This is a genomic window from Verrucomicrobiia bacterium, from assembly GCA_035946615.1.
Lineage (GTDB): Bacteria > Verrucomicrobiota > Verrucomicrobiia > Limisphaerales > UBA8199 > DASYZB01.
In genome coordinates this window covers 17,861-35,020 of sequence record DASYZB010000161.1, presented here as the reverse complement: position 1 = coordinate 35,020, position 17,160 = coordinate 17,861, and the positions used below count along the sequence as shown (strand labels likewise).

The window sequence follows — 17,160 nt, the reverse complement described above, 5'->3', positions numbered from 1 at the left end:
CAGCGGTGGGGGTAGGTGGGATGCTGGCGTCCTCAAGAGGGCCTGATTTTGAATAATGGCTGGCCGAACTCGACCGGCTTGGCATTCTCGACCATGGCCTGGGTAATGACGCCTTTGGCCTCGGCTTTTATCTCGTTCATGACCTTCATCGCTTCGATGATACAAACCACTGTATCAGGATTGACTTCAGAGCCTAACTCGATGTAGGGGGCCGCTTCCGGGGAAGGGGCGCGGTAAAACGTGCCGATCATGGGAGACTTGATATCGACCTCATTGCTGACAGGCGTCGAGGCAACGGCGGCAGGCGGCGGAGGGGCAGTAACTGAGGGTGGAATGTAGGCCATGCCGGAGGAATCATCCTGTGCAATGACGGGATTGGTGCCGTTGGCGCCACGCTTGATCTTGACCTTGAAATCCTGCTTTTCCAACTCGAACTCCGATACGGAGTTCTTCCGCATCAGGTCAATAATGGCCTTAATGTCTTTGAGGTCGTCTTTTAGGTCCACGGCACTAGTTTAATTACAGGGTTTTTGCGGTGAAAGGGCGCATTTCCGGGGGGGCCGGTTATTGCCATGAGCATTCTTACACCACATTCGAGTGCTCTGTCTTGCGGTTCTTTCTTTCAAATAAGCAAAAAAGCAGCAGCCGAAATCGACTCTGCTTGACCCATTAATAATATGCGATGGAAAATAGCTGATCTGGTGCAGGCGCGTCAACTATTAAAAAAGACAGCCGTTCGATAAGGGTAAAAACATGGTTAAAACTGGCGTTTCACGGCTTAATCTTGCGTTCGTTAACGTTAATTGCCGCTTCCACGGCTAAAACGTAAGAGGCAGCGCCGAAGCCCAGAATCTGCCCAGCGCAGACAGGGGCGATCAGGGATTTGTGTCGAAATTCCTCGCGGGCGTGGACGTTGGAGAGGTGGATTTCAATAGTCGGCACGCCGGCGGCGGTAATTGCATCGCGCAAAGCCACACTCGTATGGGTGTAGGCGGCTGCATTGAGAACAATCACATCGAATTCACTCTTGGCCTTTTGAATCCAAGTCACCAACTCCCCCTCGCTGTTGCTTTGGCAGAACTCGATTTCAGCCCCGAGAGCCTTAGCCCGTTGGCGGACCTTTTCCTCGATTTCCTCGAGGCTGGTGTGGCCATAGATACCGGGCTCGCGTTGACCGAGGAGGTTGAGGTTGGGGCCGTTGAGGAAGAGGATTCTCATGCTGGGGGAACTAAACGTATTTTGCCAATTCTCTTTGGCTGGCGTCGAAGACTTCCTTGTGCAAGGAATGGCCTTGGGCGTCCATGGTAACCACCGCCGGAAATCCTGCTGCCTCGAACTCCCAGATAGCTTCGGGGAATCCGAACTGTTCGAGGAAATACACATTGGGCACGCGCTTGATGCATTGGGCGAGCACCTGGGCGGCCCCGCCGACTGCATGCAGGTACACACAGCCGTGCTCCTTGCAGGCGGCCAGAGTTCGGTCCCCCATGCCTCCTTTGCCGATAACCCCCCGCAACCCGAACTGGCGGATGATCTCGCCCTGGTAGGGTTCCTCGCGTATCGAAGTGGTCGGCCCGGCGGCGACACATTTCCAGTCGCCCAGCTCGTCTTTGATAATCACAGGGCCGCAATGGTACAGGATGCCCCCCGCCAGCTTCACATCTGGCGGCAGTTTGCCTCCTTCATGCAAATACTTATGGACCGCATCGCGCCCGGTAAACAGCCGCCCGGTGATGGCCACTTGGTCGCCCACCTTGAGAGAGCGAACCGCCTGTTCTGTTAAAGGAGTTGTGAGCTGAAGCATATTGGCTTTTTGCATCAGTAAAGCCATTCCTCGATGGCGCCGCCGGTCCGCAGGCGCACACCTTGCCGGCGATAGGCCCAACACATGTAACTGACGCTAACAAAGTAGGATGCCGGCAGGCGGTTGAGCACGCCGATTTTGGTGCCCAGAAGCGTGGTGCGCCCGCCAAAGCCCATCGGGCCAATGCCGAGCTTGTTGGCCGTTTCGACAATATCCTCTTCGAGCCGGGCCAACTGCTCGTTCCCATTGCGGTCGTCGAGCCTGCGCAATAACTGTATCTTGGAAAACTCGTAACCCGTTGCCCTGTCTCCCCCGATGCACACCCCGAGGATTCCAGGTCCGCATCCTTTGCCTTGAGCCTGGAGGACCGCATCGAGGATCGCTTTGCGGCAGCCGTCCAGGTCGCGGTTGGCCTTGAGCTTCTCGTTGGGCAACGAGTACTGCGCCCCGACGTTTTCGCAGCCGCCGCCCTTGAGCACCAACCGCACCGAAACCTCCCCATTGCGCTGCTGATGAAAGTGAATGGTCGGCGAGCCTGGCCCGACGTTGGTGCCGTCGTTTTTGCCGGTAATGGAATCGACTGAATTCTGCCGCAGAAAGCCCTTTTTCGTGGCCGTCTTGACCGCGTCGCGAGCGGTTTCTTCAAAGGCGAGCTGGTCGAAGCCCAGCGGGCACTCGACAAAGAAAAGGATGCTGCCGGTATCCTGGCAAATGGGTTGGGATTTGCTTTTTGCCAGGGCAACATTTTGATCGATAATCTGCATGGCGCTCTGGGCAATGGTCCCCTTTTGTTCCCGTTCAAGGGACGCCAGGATGGCGCGATGCACATCATCGGGGATTTCAGCCGAGGTGCGCCGGATGAGTTCAAGGATGGAATCGGCCAGCAGCTTCATCGTTGGGGAGGCTAAGAAGAGGCGGGGGCAAAGTCAACTATTGGACCCTCGATGCCTGTTGCAGGTGCAGAAAGTAGAGCCAGGATTCCGAGACAGGTTTCTTATATACCTGCGCGAGGGCGCGGGCGTAGAGTTTCAACTGGGGCTCATACAACTGGAGCTTTCCGGACAATTGGGCGGGCCTGAGGTCATCGGTTTTGAAATCAAGCAGCCAGATTTCATTGGGAAGAATGACCGCCAAATCCACAACACCCTGCACGATGACGAACTCGTTTTGGAGGTCCGATTGCGCAGGCAACCCGAGTAGGGCGGCTATCTCGTCTGCACGAAAACGAACCGTGAAGGGCAGCTCGCGATGGACAAAGGGGGTTTGCGCGCGGATTCTTGCGCCCAAACCGGAACCCCAGAAGGCGGCCAGGGCCTTGAAATCAAGCAAAGCAACCTCCTCGATGGCCAAGTGCCCGGCGCGTTCAAGCCGTTTGGCCTCCGCTTCCAGTTGCGTCTTCGAGCCCGCCCGGTCCAGCGCGATGCCTTCGAGAAACGCATGATGGGCGTTGCCAATCTCAGCGGCGGAAGGCCGTGTAGAGAGGCGAGGTGAGGCATTTTCCCCCGTAACCCTCGATCGAGGCGACCTGAGCTTTGAAGAGGGAGCGCCAAATAAAAAGGTCGCTTCTTCACCGAGCTTTTCGGCGGCTTGCCTTCGCAACAGCGACACCGAACTCTTGGCGGATTGGCTGGTTGCAGCTTCATGGGGATAGCGCCATGCGAGACGCCGCCGCAGCTTTTCCAGGACAGGCGAATCGAGGGCGGCGTCCCGGCGTGTAACCGGACCGGGTGGAGGCACTTCGCGGTTCGGTCGCCGCAATGCCGCGTCCTCGTCGCAAATGAACCAGCGCAACAACTCGGTCTGCCCCTGTTGTGGCGGCTCCATTTGGGGAACGTGTTGGGAAAACCAAAGCCCCAGCCAATCGGCGTAACTCCTGGCTGAGAGCAAGGCGTCGGTGCCTGTTTCCGATTTGGCTTTCCAGAGCCGCTCGAAGCGGGTGCGAGCGATATTGGCGCTGAGCAGCAGAGTGTCGCGCGCGCGGGTGATGGCGACATAGAGCAGGCGCATCTCTTCAGCCAGCAGCTCGCGGAGTTGGCGGCGCCGAGCCAGCCAATGCGGCAGGCTCGGGTAGGACCTGGCAGAATGGGGCGGTTTGATACGCGGACACAAGCCGTATAACTCGTCCAGAATCAGTCCGGCCCTCAGGTCGGAAAGATTGAAAAGCTTGCCCAGGTCAGCCACGACAACTACGGGGAATTCAAGCCCTTTGCTCTGGTGTATGCTCAGCAAAGAAACGGAGTTCTCTTCGTTCAGGGAAGGTGTCTCGGGCTCCGAATCGACCGATTGTTGCGCTTCAATGAACCGCAAGAAACGGAACAAGCCCTGGCGTTGAAAGCGGTCGAACTGCTGGGCCAGCTTTAACAAGCGCATGACATTGGCCTGGCGCTGTTGGCCCCGGGGCTGGGTCCAGAGCCAATCGGAGTAATGGGTTTCGGCCAAAACCGCTTCGAGGCACTGCGAAAGGGACACTTGCCTGGCCAAACGCCGCCATCGGGCGAAGCGTTCGAGGAATGTGGCGGTTTTGCGGCCAGTCTCCAGCGGGTCAATAACCGACGGGGATTCCCGGTCGTTCGCCTCTTTCGTTGCGTTGCCGGAGGCTGGAATGGGACTTTGGGGCTGCCGATTCCACCGCAGAAGGGCGGTCCAGAAATGGGCTTTGGGCGCGGCCAGCCGAATGAGAGCCAATTCATTGAGCGTTAGGCCGACCAGCGGCGAGCGCAAAACACCCAGGGCCGGCACGTCCTGCAACGGGTTATCGAGTAATTGGAGCAAATTCAACAAATCGGAGACCTCGAGGCTCTCATAAAACCCGGCACGGGCGACCTGCAGAGGGACCTCGAGGGCGGAGAATTCTTTGGCAAAGCTTTCCGCTTTCCCTGCAGGGGCCCGCAGAAGGACGGCCATATCGCGCCACTCGACGGAGCGGAATTGCCGGGATTGCTCGTCCCAAATGGGATGACGGCTGGCGCGCAATTCCAGCAGCCGCAATGCTACCTGGCGGGCCTCTTTGGCCGGCTCTTCCAAGTCGCGCGCCTCGGCCAGGCCCTCTGCCGAATCGGGCTCCGGGTCCGAAGGTTCGGCCCCTCCTTTGAGACACAGGTGCAGCTCGACGCAGGGCGCCGGGTTTTCAGAGGCGCTTAGGAGGCGGCGTTCCAACGGAGCGCCGAAGGCCAGGCGCGCCATTTCATCGTAAGACACGCTCCCGAGTTCGGGCCGCATGAGACGCTCAAAAAGCGAATTAACGAAGAGCAAAATCCCTTCGCGGCTGCGAAAATTGTCCACCAACGGGATAACGCGCCCCTCGCCTTTGGCCCACTGCCGGATGTAGCCCTGGAAGACGTGGGGTGCGGCCAGGCGGAACCGATAAATGCTTTGCTTGACATCACCCACCAGAAAGCGATTGGCTTCCGCCGCCTCGCGGCTAAGGGCCTGGATGATCTTATCCTGCGCGGCATTAATGTCCTGGTACTCATCCACGAACACGTAACGGATTTTTTTGCGCCATTGCCGGGCGATCTTCGTCGGCTCGTTTGCCGCGGAATCCCACAGCAGCCCAAGGGCGTATTGCTCGATATCGGCGAAATCCACTGCGCCAAGCTCGCGCTTGGCTTCGGCGAAGGCGCCGGCAAAATCCTGGGCGAGGCGCAACAGGGCCAGCATTTCGTGGCGGACCCATTCCCAATCCTGGGCCAGGGGGTCGCTGCCAGGCGCGGAATTGATGACGGCGGGGCCTTGTCGAGCATTTGGCAAAGCGGCGGGAGTTGCGGCGCTCGCAGGGTTGTGCGGTGTCGCCGGTGGAAGATTGGGCGGGCCTGGCGGGCTCTGCGCGACTGAGCGGAGGAATGCGGTCTCGGCGAAGAATTCCTTGAGGGGCTCATGCCAAAGTCCTTTTTTGCCGTTCGGACATTGAGAGGCAATAGCGGTGACCTGTCCCAGGGCAGCCACCACTTCCGCGCGGCCCGCCCCAGGAGGGAGCCCTAAGAGCACGGCGGCGCACTCGGCGGCCAGTGCGTTGTGGGCCGCCAGGCTGTGCAGGGCCGGCAACCAGGCCGCGCGCCAATCCGCCAGGGCCTGATTCAGCCATTCAACCCACTTCTGTGGCGCGCCGGCCTCGTAAGCCAATACTTGCTGGCGCAGCCAGCCAGCCGGGTCCGGCAAACTTTGGGTGTAGCGATGCAGACGCAGCACCAGGGCGCGAACGAGCCGGTCGGACCCGCTGCCCTGGACCTGTATCAGACTCTGCACGGCTTGGGCTTGGCTGTCCTGGCCGGCGTAGTGGGTTTGGAGCAGCTCTTCGAGGGTTTCCTCAGCCAGCAAGCGCGCTTCCTCTTCGGCCAGCACGCTTAACTGGGGATCAAGGGCGAGCTGATAGAAATGCTGGCGAATTAATTCGAGGCAAAAACTATGGAGCGTCCCGATACGGGCTGTTTCGAACAGGGCAATCTGTTCCTGCCAATGCGCGTCTTGGGGATTCTTTGCCGATTCCTGCAGCAGCCGCTCCCGGATGCGCCCGCGCATTTCCGTCGCCGCCGCCTCGGTGAAGGTGACCAGAAGGACCTCTTCGAGGGAGGCCCGCGGCTGCGCCTCGACCAAAAGAAACAGGCATCTCTCGACCAGGGTGCGGGTCTTGCCCGTGCCCGCCCCAGCGACCAGGAGCACATTGCCCGGGGCCTCGATCGCCTCCTTTTGGGCGGCAGTTAAATTCATTTCGAGCGGGCAACTTGTGGCACAGGCCGTGCAGGCGCAACTGGAAAAACGCAGGTAACGCGCTGCGTTAGCCGAAACGATTCAATTTGAACAGGAAACTTCATGAACTTGCGTTCTCCACTATGCATGAAAATGTGCATTTGTTGATTCGCAACCCGTTGCGTGCATTTTCACGAGAGACAACAGAGAAAACAGAGGCGTGCATAGGAAGCCAAACTGAATCGAATTTTCAACGGTTTCCTCCCTTCGCGCTCCCCTCCAACGGACGGGAGGACCGCACCGCGTAGCGGTGCCGCGCCGGTAGCCGTGGGCCTCGGCCCACGGAATCCAGCCCATCACATGCCGCCTCGCGTAGCGACGCTTGAAAGCCCCGCCCTCAACAAGGAGAGGGAGTGGCGGACGCGCGTGGGTGACGGGCCGGCTGGCGGGTGCGTGATGGTGGCGGGAAACGTCATACTCATTTATTCTGTCGTGTGGGGCGTCCAGCCAGAAGGAGAAGGGCAACGTCACTCTTGACGAATGCCATCAGAGAGTGCAGGAGTGACTTGCAATGAAACCCGCAAGTCCAAGTAGTATGCTGTGTGCTTTCGTCTGTGTGAGCGGGGTGGCAGCGGCCCTCGCTGCGGGGGGGCCGGTCGATGAGTGGCCTTTCTATGGGCATGATGCAGGGGGCATGCGTTTTTCGCCTCTTGCGGAAATCAATCGCCAGAATGTTTCCCGGCTCGAGGTTGCCTGGGTGTTCCACACGGGCGATATCTCCAACGGCAGCGGCGGGCACAACCGTAGCGGGTTTGAGACAACGCCGATTCTGGTCGATGGCATCCTGTACCTGACCACCCCATTTAATCGGGTGATCGCGCTGGACCCGGAAACCGGGACGCAACTTTGGGCGTATGACCCCAAAATACGGCTCAATTGGAATTATGGGGATGGACTGGTCAATCGGGGAGTGGCGACCTGGGCCGAGCCCAGGCCAGGTGGAGGCGGAGCGGGAAAAGGGGGACAGGGCGCACGACGCCGGCTCTTTGAGGCCACCCTGGATGGGCGGCTCATCGCCCTAGATGCGGCCACTGGCCAGCCTTGCCGCGAGTTCGGCCATGGCGGCCAGGTGAACCTGCGACACGTCGCTCGGTTCGCGCCGGGGGCCTACCATATGACCTCACCGCCCAGCGTCATTGACGGTCTGGTCATAGTCGGTTCGGCCATAGACGACAACACGCGAGCAGACATGCCGGATGGGGTGGTTCGGGCCTTTGATGCGCACACGGGTGCCCTGCGGTGGAGTTGGGAACCGCTCGAGGCCAACCGGTCCGATTCCATGACCAGGCCCTGGCGCAGCGGCGCCGCCAATGCCTGGTCCGTTATGGCGGTCGATCCTGAGCGCCACCTGGTCTTTGTGCCCACCGGCAGCGCCAGCCCGGATTATTACGGCGGGCTGCGGCCCGGCGACGACAAATGGGCGGACTCGATCGTTGCTCTGCGCTCGCAGAGCGGAGAATTGGCCTGGGGTTTTCAGCTCGTGCACCATGACCTGTGGGATTATGACACCGCCTCGCCCCCGCTCCTGGCAACCATCCCTCATGGCGGTAAAGAGGTGCCAGTGGTTATTCAGGGTAACAAGACCGGCCTTGTTTATGCGCTCAATCGTGACACCGGCGCGCCGGTCTTTTCGGTTGAAGAACGTCCTGTGCCCCAAAGCGACGTTCCCGGCGAAGAAACCTCCTCCACGCAACCTTTCCCGGTAGCGCCGCCGCCTCTGGCGCCGCACACCATTTCGGCGGACGATGCCTGGGGAGTTACCCCAGCCGAGCGCGTGGCCTGCCGCCAACGTCTGCGGGCCTTGCGCTTCGAAGGCATCTTCACTCCGCCCAGTCTGCGAGGGTCGCTGGTCATTCCAGGAAACGTGGGCGGTTTGAACTGGAGCGGCTACGCGTTTGACCCGGGCAGGAAGCTGCTGGTGGCCAATGTCAACAACCTTCCGGCACAGGTAAGGCTGGTTGCGCGCGCGGAGTTTGAGGACGCGCATCACCGCAGCGAGGGCGGCGAATATGCGCCACAAGCCGGAACGCCATACGGGGTTTTCCGCAATTTCCTCCAGGCCCCATCGGACCTGCCCTGCTCGCCTCCGCCTTGGGGGCTGCTCACGGCGGTGGATATGAGCGAGGGCAAAATCCGGTGGCAGGTCCCGCTGGGGTCGATGCACGATTTTGGCGGAAAAAAAACCAACGTTCCGCCGGGCTCGATTAGTCTGGGTGGCCCAATTGCGACAGCGGGCGGGTTGATTTTCATCGCTGGAACAGTGGAACCGTACATCCGCGCCTTTGACATCGAAACGGGCGAAGAACTTTGGAAAGCAACGTTACCGGCGAGCGGGGCCGCGACACCGATGACCTACCGGGCCAAGGTTGGCGGCAGGCAATTCGTGGTCATTGCTGCAGGGGGTCACTCCAAAATACGCGAGGAGGCGCAGAGCGATGCGGTGGTCGCTTTCGCACTGCCGCGTTGACCTCAGTTTGGCCGCGCTCGAACAGGGCCTGGGCGTGCCTGCGGGCGGCTTCGGTTTCGCCCCCCAACATGCGGGTCAGTTCAGCGATGCGGCTGGATTTATCTAGCAAGGCAATCTCTGAAATGGTACGACCGGCCTTAACTTCTTTTGACGCCAGGAAATGAGCGGAAGCGGAGGCGGCCACCTGAGGGAGGTGGGTGATGCAGAGGACCTGGCGTTTCCGGGCGATAGCGCGCATCTTTTCAGCGAGCGCGCCGGCGGTTTCTCCGCCGACATTGGCATCGATTTCATCGAAAACCAGGACTGGAACCTGGTCTTGCGCGGCTAAAACAGTTTTGAGGGCCAACATAACGCGAGCCAATTCGCCGGAGGAGGCGATGGCGCGCAATGGGCGAGGGGGTTCACCGGGGTTGGGAGCGAATTGGAATTCGATGGTGTCGCAGCCATGAGCGCTCATGGGATTGGGCTTGGGGGTATTGGCCAGGCTGCCCTGGCTGAGCGAGGGGAGGTCGCTTGAGGTCAGAGTGATATCGAAGCGGCTTTGCTTGAAGCCCAACTCGGCGAGTTGGCGGCTGACGGCACGGCTCAATTGAGGAAGGACTTTGAGACGCCTTGCCGAGAGGCTCTGGCCGGCCTGGCGGACGGCGGTTTCGAGTTTCTGAAGCTCGATATTCAACCGGGCAAGCTCTTGATCGCGTTGCTGGAGGGCCTCGAGTTTGCGCCGAGCCTCTTCGCCGAAGGCAATGACCTGCGGGAGGCTGGAGCCGTACTTGCGTTTGAGCGTCTGGAGCAAGTTGAGCCGTTCTTCGAGTTGGGCGAGGCGCTCGGGGTCCACGTCGACTTTATCGAGATATACCGCGAGCTGGGATTGTAACTCGTGAAGGGAGGCGATGGCCTGCCGGTGCAATTCGAGCACGGGAGCGGCGGAGGGGTCCAAGCGATTGAGTTCTTGCAAGGTCCGGCCCACAGCCCCGGCCTGGGTCAGCAGCGAGTTTTCGTTTTCGTTGAGGAGGTCGAGGGCGGCCTGGCCAAGTTGGATGAGGCGGGCGGCGTTGCTGGCGCGTTGAAAATGCTGTTCAACCTGAGCATCCTCATCGGGGATCAGTGTGGCCGCGGTGATTTCATTGACTTGAAACGCGAGGAGGTCGAGCTGCTGGGCGTAGGTGTGTTCATCGACAATGAGCGCGGTCTTTTCAGCCTCGATTTCGGCTCGGCGGCGCACCAGGCCGGCGAAGGCCTCGCGGTGGGCTTCCAGGCCGCCGAACGCATCGAGAATGGCCAACTGGCGAGCTGGGTAGAGGAGCGATTGGTGCTCATGCGGGCCATGGATATCGACCAGCCGTTCGCCGATAGAGGCAAGCAGGTTCAGTGTGGCTGGAGAACCATTTATAAACTGGCGGTTGGCCCCTGTGTTGGTGAATGCGCGCTTGAGAACAAGCTGGTGGTCTTCGCAGGGCTCGATCCCATTTTCATCCAGGAGCGGGGCCAGTTCTGCTGTAAGCGAGGCGATGTCGAACACAGCCTCGACCGAACAGCTCTCGGCGCCGCTGCGGATCAGTGTGCGATCGGCCCGCTGGCCCAAAACGAGATTCAACGCCCCAATTAGGATGGATTTGCCCGCGCCGGTCTCGCCGGTGATGACGTTATAGCCATGTTGCAGTTCGAGAGTCAGGTCGGTGACCAGGGCAAGGTTTTTGATGCGCAAGGTGGTCAGCATGTTTTATCGAATGTGCCGGGTGGGCGCGCATCCAGTCGAGCCTAAATCTTGTGGGGACTTTTCTTTGATTCGAGGAGGAAAGCGCCCCATTGGATGGGTGTCTGGATGCGCCTAAGCTCTCCCCGAACAAAACCGGGCGATAAACGAACAAACATGTACACACTAAATATGAAAATGCAGATGCTCTTAGCTGTCGTCTTGATTGGTTGTGCTGCGGTCCCATCGGCCAAAGCGCAAAATTATCAACTCTTTTGGCGCGGCACTTACTTTACTACGAACTCAAACGGATCGGTCACTGTCGGCTCGTTCACTGAACAATCTTTTGTCAATAAGATTGCGCGTGATAATGGCATTGATCCTTCCAAGCTCGTTTTTGTTTACCGGCCAGCGGCGCGCGATACAGCCGTGGTTTGGGCTTCCAACGGCGCTTTTGTTTCCGACGTGATACAGATGGTCGCGGGAGACTCAACCTCCGGCTATACGGAAATCGGCAATCCCAGCTTCGGCATCGTCGTACGGCAGGCATTTCTTTACGATGAATACCACTCGGGCCCGATTGGCTCGATCGTTGGCGGCGAGCACTCGCAATTCGATTCCAATGGCAACCTGGTTAATGACCATTTCTCGGGGATTTTCCAGTTTGCTTATCCCGAACTAGGGGCAGTGTATTACGGCTCGTTTTCAACCGGCAATCGCATTGGGCCCTGAACTCAACGGCCTGACGGGGTTATCCAACTTGATCATCTCGGCTGAAAGGGCCATTTTGCGGCCATGCCTTCTTTGGCAGGGCTGCGCCTGTTTTTCGATGAAGCTGCTAAGCTGCGCCGGCATTCCCAGGGCGGCCCTTCGGCTTGGGCGTTGCTGAGGTTTTTTCCGGCCTGGCAACGCGCGCAGCGGCCTCAGGCCAGTCCCTTGGCGGACCGGCAACCGTGGATCACTTTCCCGGCCATCGCTTTTCTTCGACGCCGGTTGACTCCACAGATGGTTGTATTCGAATACGGCTCCGGCGGTTCGACTCTCTTTTTTGCCCAGCGCGCCGGCGAAATAGTCTCAACCGAGCACGATCCGGCCTGGGCGGCAAAAGTGCGGGAAACGCTGGCCCAACGAGGCGTCCGCAATATCCGGCTTGAGCTTGTAGAACCAGAACCCGCCCTTGCAGGGCTGGTCGATGACCCTGCGGACCCGGCTTTGTGCCTGTCCAGCGCCGAGTGTTACCGGGGCAAAAGCTTTCGGAACTATGTTTCGAGAATCGATTCATGGCCGGACAGTTACTTTGATTTCATTCTTGTCGATGGCCGGGCCCGGCCTTCCTGCATCACGCGAGCGGCCCCCAAGCTGCGACGGGGCGGCTGGCTACTGCTGGATAATACGGAGCGGGAGCATTATCATCGGGCAGCCGCTGCGCTTCGCCCCCCGGCCTGGAGAAAGAGAGACTTCTCAGGGCCGGGGCCGTATCTGAATTTTTTTTGGCGGACGTGGGCCTGGCACAGGCTCTGAAAATATGAACTGGCTCAAACGCCTGATCTCCTCGAATCGCCCCGCTGAACCGGAGCGGTCGTTCGCTCTGGATGAATTGGATTTGAAGCTAAAGCCGTTCCTCAATTTCAGAAATGGATTTTTTATAGAAGCGGGGGCTAATGACGGCGTGACGTACAGTAACACCCTCTTTTTCGAGCGTTACCTGGGCTGGCGCGGGCTACTCATCGAGCCAATCCCCGAGCTGGCCGCGCAATGCCGCCGCCACCGGCCGCGTTGCCTGGTGGAGAATTGCGCTCTCGTTCCATTCCACTATGACCAAGCCCAGGTTCCGATGCATTTTTGCAACATGATGTCCCTCGTCAAGGGCGCCATGAAATCCGAGACTGGCGATTTGGAACATGTCCGGCGCGGCTGCCAGGTCCAGCAGATCACCTCCTACGAGCTGACGGCCCACGCCCGGACGCTTACCTCCGTGCTCGACCAGCACGGGGTCAAACGCATCGATTTTCTATCCCTCGATGTCGAAGGGTTCGAACTTCAAGCCTTGCAAGGATTGGATTTTGGCCGCTACAAACCGGCGCAGATGCTCATCGAGGCGCGCTTTCGCGACGAGATCGATTCGTTCCTCCAACCGTGGTACGAGCCGGTGGCTGTATTATCGCACCATGATGTGCTCTATCGGAGTAAACGGGGATGATTGCCTTTCTGCGAGCAGCCCGACAGAAGCTGGGATTTCAGCCGCGCGCCGCAACCGATGTGAGGCGCCGCGAGCTTGCCGGGCTTGCGCGTGGCGCAGACCCGCTTCGGGTGATTCTCGGGGCCGGTCCCAGGAAACAGGAGGGCTGGATAGACACCGACATTGACATTCTGGACGCGACTCAAGAATGGCAGTGGAAGGAGATTTTTGGCAGACGCAAAATCGACAGCCTGCTGGCCGAACACGTTTGGGAGCACCTTTCGCTCGAGCAGGCGGGCGTCGCCAACCGGAATTGTTTCAGGTTTCTGAAACCCGGAGGCAGGCTGCGGCTTGCGGTGCCGGACGGATTGCACCCGGCGCCCGCCTATCGGGAGCATGTCCGGCCCGGTGGAACCGGCCCGGGCGCTGATGATCATAAAGTGCTGTACGATTACAGACTCCTGCCGGCCATGCTGCGCGCCGCCGGTTTTGAAGTGGTGCTTTTGGAATATTGGGATGAGAAACCGGTCTTTCACTTTACCGAATGGTCTCCTGCAGATGGCCATGTCTCCCGCTCGAAGCGGTACGACCCGCGCAACAGCGATGGCTCGCTGAGTTACACTTCCCTTATCGTGGATGCCTTCAGACCGCTCCCGCCAAAAGCTTATTAAACTAACCATGCCCGCTGTCACTGCTCCCGTTGTTTTGCTCGCCTTTAACCGGCCAGCCCTGACGCAAAAGGTCCTCGATGCGCTCCGGCTTGCTCAACCCTCGCGCCTGCTCCTGGTGGCCGACGGGCCAAGGGCAGGCCACCCGGCGGATGCCCAGGCCTGTGCGAGGGTTCGGGCCTTGCTCGATAAGGGCGTGGACTGGCCCGCTGAGGTCTCCCGCAACTACGCCCCACAGAATCTGGGTTTGCGCCGGCGCGTCTCCTCCGGCTTGACCTGGGCGTTCCAGCAAGTCGATGAGGCCATCATCCTCGAAGACGATTGCATCCCGGACTCCAGCTTTTTTCTCTTTTGCACGGAATTGCTCGAGCATTTCAAAGCAGACAGTCGCGTGGGGGTCATAACGGGAAATAATTTTCAGCCCCCAGGGCGCGCGTCCAAACACAGCTATTATTTTTCGCGATTTAACCATTGCTGGGGCTGGGCGACCTGGCGCCGGGCTTGGCGGCTGTTTGACGGAGACATGGCGGCCTGGCCGGAATTAAAGGCGAGCGGCTGGCTCGATGGTCTTTTCCCGGAGGCGGGCCATGCTCGATATTGGAGCGATGCATTTGACCGCGCTTATGAGCGGCGGATCGACTCCTGGGCCTTCTGCTGGACTTTCTCTTGCTGGTCACAGAACCTGTTGACAGCCATTCCCAAATCGAACCTCGTCAGCAATATCGGTTTCGGGCCCGGCTCGACTCACACCACCGATCCAGCCAGCCCGCTTGCTAACCTGCCCGCCCGCGCGATGGATTTTCCCCTTTCGCACCCGGCTACCATGGTCCGCGATCATCTGGCAGATGATTACAGCCAGCGCACCGTTTTCGGTTCCATATCACCCGGCTCGGTCTCCAGTGAGGCGGCTTCCCTGGAAAACCCCGGAAAGCGTCGGAAATTCTTTTCCTGGGGCTAAAAACCTGGTTCAGTTGTGGTGGGTTCGGTGGCAGGGCTTGCCAAGGCCGCCAAGGCCTCTGGCCGTTGCCGGGCGGGGGGGGCGGCGCGACGCTGTTGCCCTCTTTACGGCCCGCAGCTCTAAAGGCCCGAAAAATGGGTTGCAAATCGCCTCAAAAGAACCGAACGTCATCGAGCAAATATGGCTCACGTTGTTACGAATAAATGTCAGGGCTGCAAGTTCACCGACTGCGCGGAAGTGTGTCCGGTGGCCTGCTTTTACGAAATGGACAATCAATTGGTCATTCACCCGGAGGATTGCATCGACTGCACGGCTTGCGTGGCCGCTTGCCCCGTCGAGGCCATTTACGCCGAGGCAGACCTGCCGCAGGAATTTCAAGCCAATATTGAATTCAACGCCACTGAATCCCACCGCCTAAAAGATTCCGGGGCGCAGGCAATCGTCCAGAAAAAAGACCCCTTGCCCACGGCCACTGCAAGAAAGGCCGAGCTAGGCTATTGAAAGGTTCCGTCGCGAAGTCGAATTCGAGGACGCAACAACCTAATCCGGAGCCGGCGCTGACAGTTGGTTCCGGTGGGTCGGGGACGTGTCCTGAATAAATCCTGAGTAGAATGAAGCACTTGGCTGAGCGGCTCAGAGGGCTCATCCGGCCTTCTAGAGTTCGTCCGGACTCCCAGGCTCAGCAGCCGAGTGGCGCGGTGGCCGTAACGACCAGCCAGCCGGTTCAACCCACCGGTGGTCGTTGGAGCGAAGTGCAAGGCCTGCTGGATTCAGATAAAGGAGCGGAGGCATTGAAACTGGTTCAACAGCTCCTAGCCGAGGCGCCTCGCATTCCCGGTTCCCGCTTTCTGCTGGGGGTTTGCCTGGACCGGGTTGGGCGCCATGAAGAGGCCCTGGCGGCCTATCAGGACGAATTAACAAACAATCCAACCCACGCCCAAGCTGGTCAACGGGTCAAGCTCCTGTCCGAGGCCCTGGCGCGGCCCGCATCCGGGAAAACTCATTGGCAACAACGGTCCTGGCAAACCAGCCTGCCGCGCGAGACGCTGTTGAGCATCCAGCATTCGCTGCATAATTATACCTATCGCGGCCTTCCGATGCTCAAGAACCCGTTCGATTGCGCTTTGTATCCCTTGCTGCTCTGGAAACTTCAGCCGCGCACGATTTTTGAGATTGGCTCGAAAGATGGCGGGAGCGCTTTGTGGTTTGGGGACTTGCTCGAAAGCTTCCATATCGACGGCCATGTGTACTCGTTGGATATTGTAAAGCCGAAGGGCGTATCTCATGGCCGTGTCACATTTCTGGAAGCCAATGGCCGCGCCCTGGGCCAGACGCTGGACTCCAAGTTCCTCCAAGGTTTGCCCCGACCCTGGCTGGTCATCGAGGATGCCGATCATTCCTATCCCACTTCGAGCGCGGTGCTTGGGTTCTTTCACCCCTGGCTGCAGCCGCACGAATACATCGTTATTGAGGACGGCATTATTTCCGACCTCGTCGAGGGGGCTACTGGCAAATCTGGCCCGCACCTGGCACTTAAGGAATTCCTCAACCGCCATAATGCCGAGTATGAAATCGATGCCGATTATTGTGACTTTTTCGGCTTTAATGTCACCTGGTGCACGAATGGCTTTCTCAAAAAACTCGACGCTGCAGTCAGCCCGAAGCACTCCTTGCTTAACCAGAGCAATAACCAAGAAGTTCAGAGCGGGAGCCCTTTAGTCCCAAGACATGTCTCTCAAGACCATATCGGGGCTCGAAAGCAGGCGCTGTTGAATCTGGGTTGCGGCGCCCGTTTCCATCCGGGCTGGGTCAACATGGACCTGGCTCCAACCGATCCCACTGTTCTGCGCCTGGACGTTCAAAACCCGCTGCCGTTCAAGGATGGCGAGTTCCAGGCGGTGTATCACTCGCATTTGCTGGAGCACCTGCCGCACCAGCAGGCGCTGCCCTTTCTGCAAGAATGCCGGCGCGTTCTCGCCTCCGGCGGGGTGATCCGAATCGCAGTCCCCGACCTAGAAACTATAGCCCGGCTTTATTTAAAGTATCTTGAAGCCGCTGCGGCTGGCGAGCCGCAGGCCGCCTCGCGGTATGAATGGATGACGCTGGAACTGCTCGACCAGATGGTGCGTGAACGGAGCGGAGGTGAGATGCTCGAATATTGGAAGCAGAACCCGATGCCTGCCGAAGAGTTTGTTCTCCAACGCATGGGGCAAGAGGCGCGCAACGTCCTTCAGCGTCTCCGCGCTCCAGGCGCCGTTCCGCTGCCAGACCCGCCCAAGGGAGCAGCGGATGCCCTAACTACCGGTAAATTCCGGCAGGGTGGTGAGGCGCATAAATGGATGTACGATCGCTTTTCGCTGGGTAACCTTTTGCGCAAGGCCGGCTTTGCAGACATCCAGGTGTGCGCGGCCAATCAGTCGCGCATAGCGGAATTGAATTCTTTTCTGCTCGATGTGACCGAACAAGGCTCGACCCGCAAACCCGATTCGTTGTTTATGGAGGCGATTAAACCTCCAGAAAAATGAAACCCCACGTTCCTGGTCCGCGCGCTAGCGTCTTGGACTGCGCCAGCCCTCTGGCGCTTTGGTTCCATGTTTTGGAAGCCGTTCATTTCGGTGCTGTGTCCGATGAAGCACAGCTTCCTG

The 17,160-nt window shown here is 59.3% G+C and carries 12 protein-coding genes and 1 pseudogene; 8 read left to right on the top strand and 5 right to left on the bottom strand.

The annotated features are described in order from the left end of the window. Positions 1 to 32 precede the first annotated feature (32 nt). From accB to VG146_23210, 4 genes and pseudogenes are all read right to left on the bottom strand, one after another. On the bottom strand, positions 33 to 506 hold the full coding sequence (gene accB, locus VG146_23225; GenBank protein ID HEV2395271.1) for an acetyl-CoA carboxylase biotin carboxyl carrier protein: 474 nt from the start codon (positions 504 to 506) through the stop codon (positions 33 to 35). A 265-nt stretch (positions 507 to 771) separates the two neighbouring features. Then, positions 772 to 1,218 carry a type II 3-dehydroquinate dehydratase gene (gene aroQ / locus VG146_23220; GenBank protein ID HEV2395270.1) on the bottom strand — a complete coding sequence of 149 codons (447 nt, stop codon included), beginning with the start codon at positions 1,216 to 1,218 and terminating at the stop codon, positions 772 to 774. Between the two features lie 10 nt (positions 1,219 to 1,228). Then, positions 1,229 to 2,697, bottom strand: a pseudogene (locus VG146_23215) (FumA C-terminus/TtdB family hydratase beta subunit). A gap of 37 nt (positions 2,698 to 2,734) precedes the next feature. After that, entirely contained in the window at positions 2,735 to 6,511 is a 3,777-nt protein-coding gene (locus VG146_23210; protein ID HEV2395269.1) for a UvrD-helicase domain-containing protein, read from the bottom strand. A gap of 574 nt (positions 6,512 to 7,085) precedes the next feature. Between VG146_23210 and VG146_23205 the strand changes: the two genes are divergently transcribed. Next, positions 7,086 to 9,017, top strand: a complete 1,932-nt coding sequence (locus VG146_23205; GenBank protein ID HEV2395268.1) for a pyrroloquinoline quinone-dependent dehydrogenase — start codon at positions 7,086 to 7,088, stop codon at positions 9,015 to 9,017. Here the strand turns inward: VG146_23205 and recN are convergent. Beyond that, positions 8,938 to 10,734 (bottom strand): DNA repair protein RecN, encoded by a 1,797-nt coding sequence (recN, locus tag VG146_23200; protein ID HEV2395267.1) that lies wholly within the window; start codon positions 10,732 to 10,734, stop codon positions 8,938 to 8,940. The two genes, VG146_23205 and recN, sit on opposite strands and share 80 nt — an antisense overlap. Before the next feature lie 174 nt (positions 10,735 to 10,908). Between recN and VG146_23195 the strand changes: the two genes are divergently transcribed. The 7 genes from VG146_23195 (at position 10,909) to VG146_23165 (ending at position 17,040) form a co-directional block, all read left to right on the top strand. Beyond that, positions 10,909 to 11,442 (top strand): hypothetical protein, encoded by a 534-nt coding sequence (locus VG146_23195; protein ID HEV2395266.1) that lies wholly within the window; start codon positions 10,909 to 10,911, stop codon positions 11,440 to 11,442. 63 nt (positions 11,443 to 11,505) lie between these two features. Next, the gene (locus VG146_23190) at positions 11,506 to 12,231 is read left to right on the top strand and encodes a hypothetical protein (GenBank protein HEV2395265.1); all 726 of its coding nucleotides are present in this window, start codon (positions 11,506 to 11,508) and stop codon (positions 12,229 to 12,231) included. Between the two features lie 4 nt (positions 12,232 to 12,235). Further along, the gene (locus VG146_23185) at positions 12,236 to 12,910 is read left to right on the top strand and encodes an FkbM family methyltransferase (protein ID HEV2395264.1); all 675 of its coding nucleotides are present in this window, start codon (positions 12,236 to 12,238) and stop codon (positions 12,908 to 12,910) included. Continuing rightward, the gene (locus VG146_23180; GenBank protein ID HEV2395263.1) at positions 12,907 to 13,560 is read left to right on the top strand and encodes a hypothetical protein; all 654 of its coding nucleotides are present in this window, start codon (positions 12,907 to 12,909) and stop codon (positions 13,558 to 13,560) included. Before VG146_23185 ends, VG146_23180 begins: the two co-directional genes overlap by 4 nt. Before the next feature lie 7 nt (positions 13,561 to 13,567). Continuing rightward, on the top strand, positions 13,568 to 14,515 hold the full coding sequence (locus tag VG146_23175) for a glycosyltransferase family 2 protein (GenBank protein HEV2395262.1): 948 nt from the start codon (positions 13,568 to 13,570) through the stop codon (positions 14,513 to 14,515). Positions 14,516 to 14,695: 180 nt separating this feature from the next. After that, positions 14,696 to 15,016: a ferredoxin family protein gene (locus tag VG146_23170; protein ID HEV2395261.1), complete on the top strand. Its 321-nt coding sequence runs from the start codon at positions 14,696 to 14,698 to the stop codon at positions 15,014 to 15,016. Between the two features lie 110 nt (positions 15,017 to 15,126). Continuing rightward, positions 15,127 to 17,040, top strand: a complete 1,914-nt coding sequence (locus VG146_23165) for a CmcI family methyltransferase (protein ID HEV2395260.1) — start codon at positions 15,127 to 15,129, stop codon at positions 17,038 to 17,040. Positions 17,041 to 17,160: the final 120 nt, after the last annotated feature.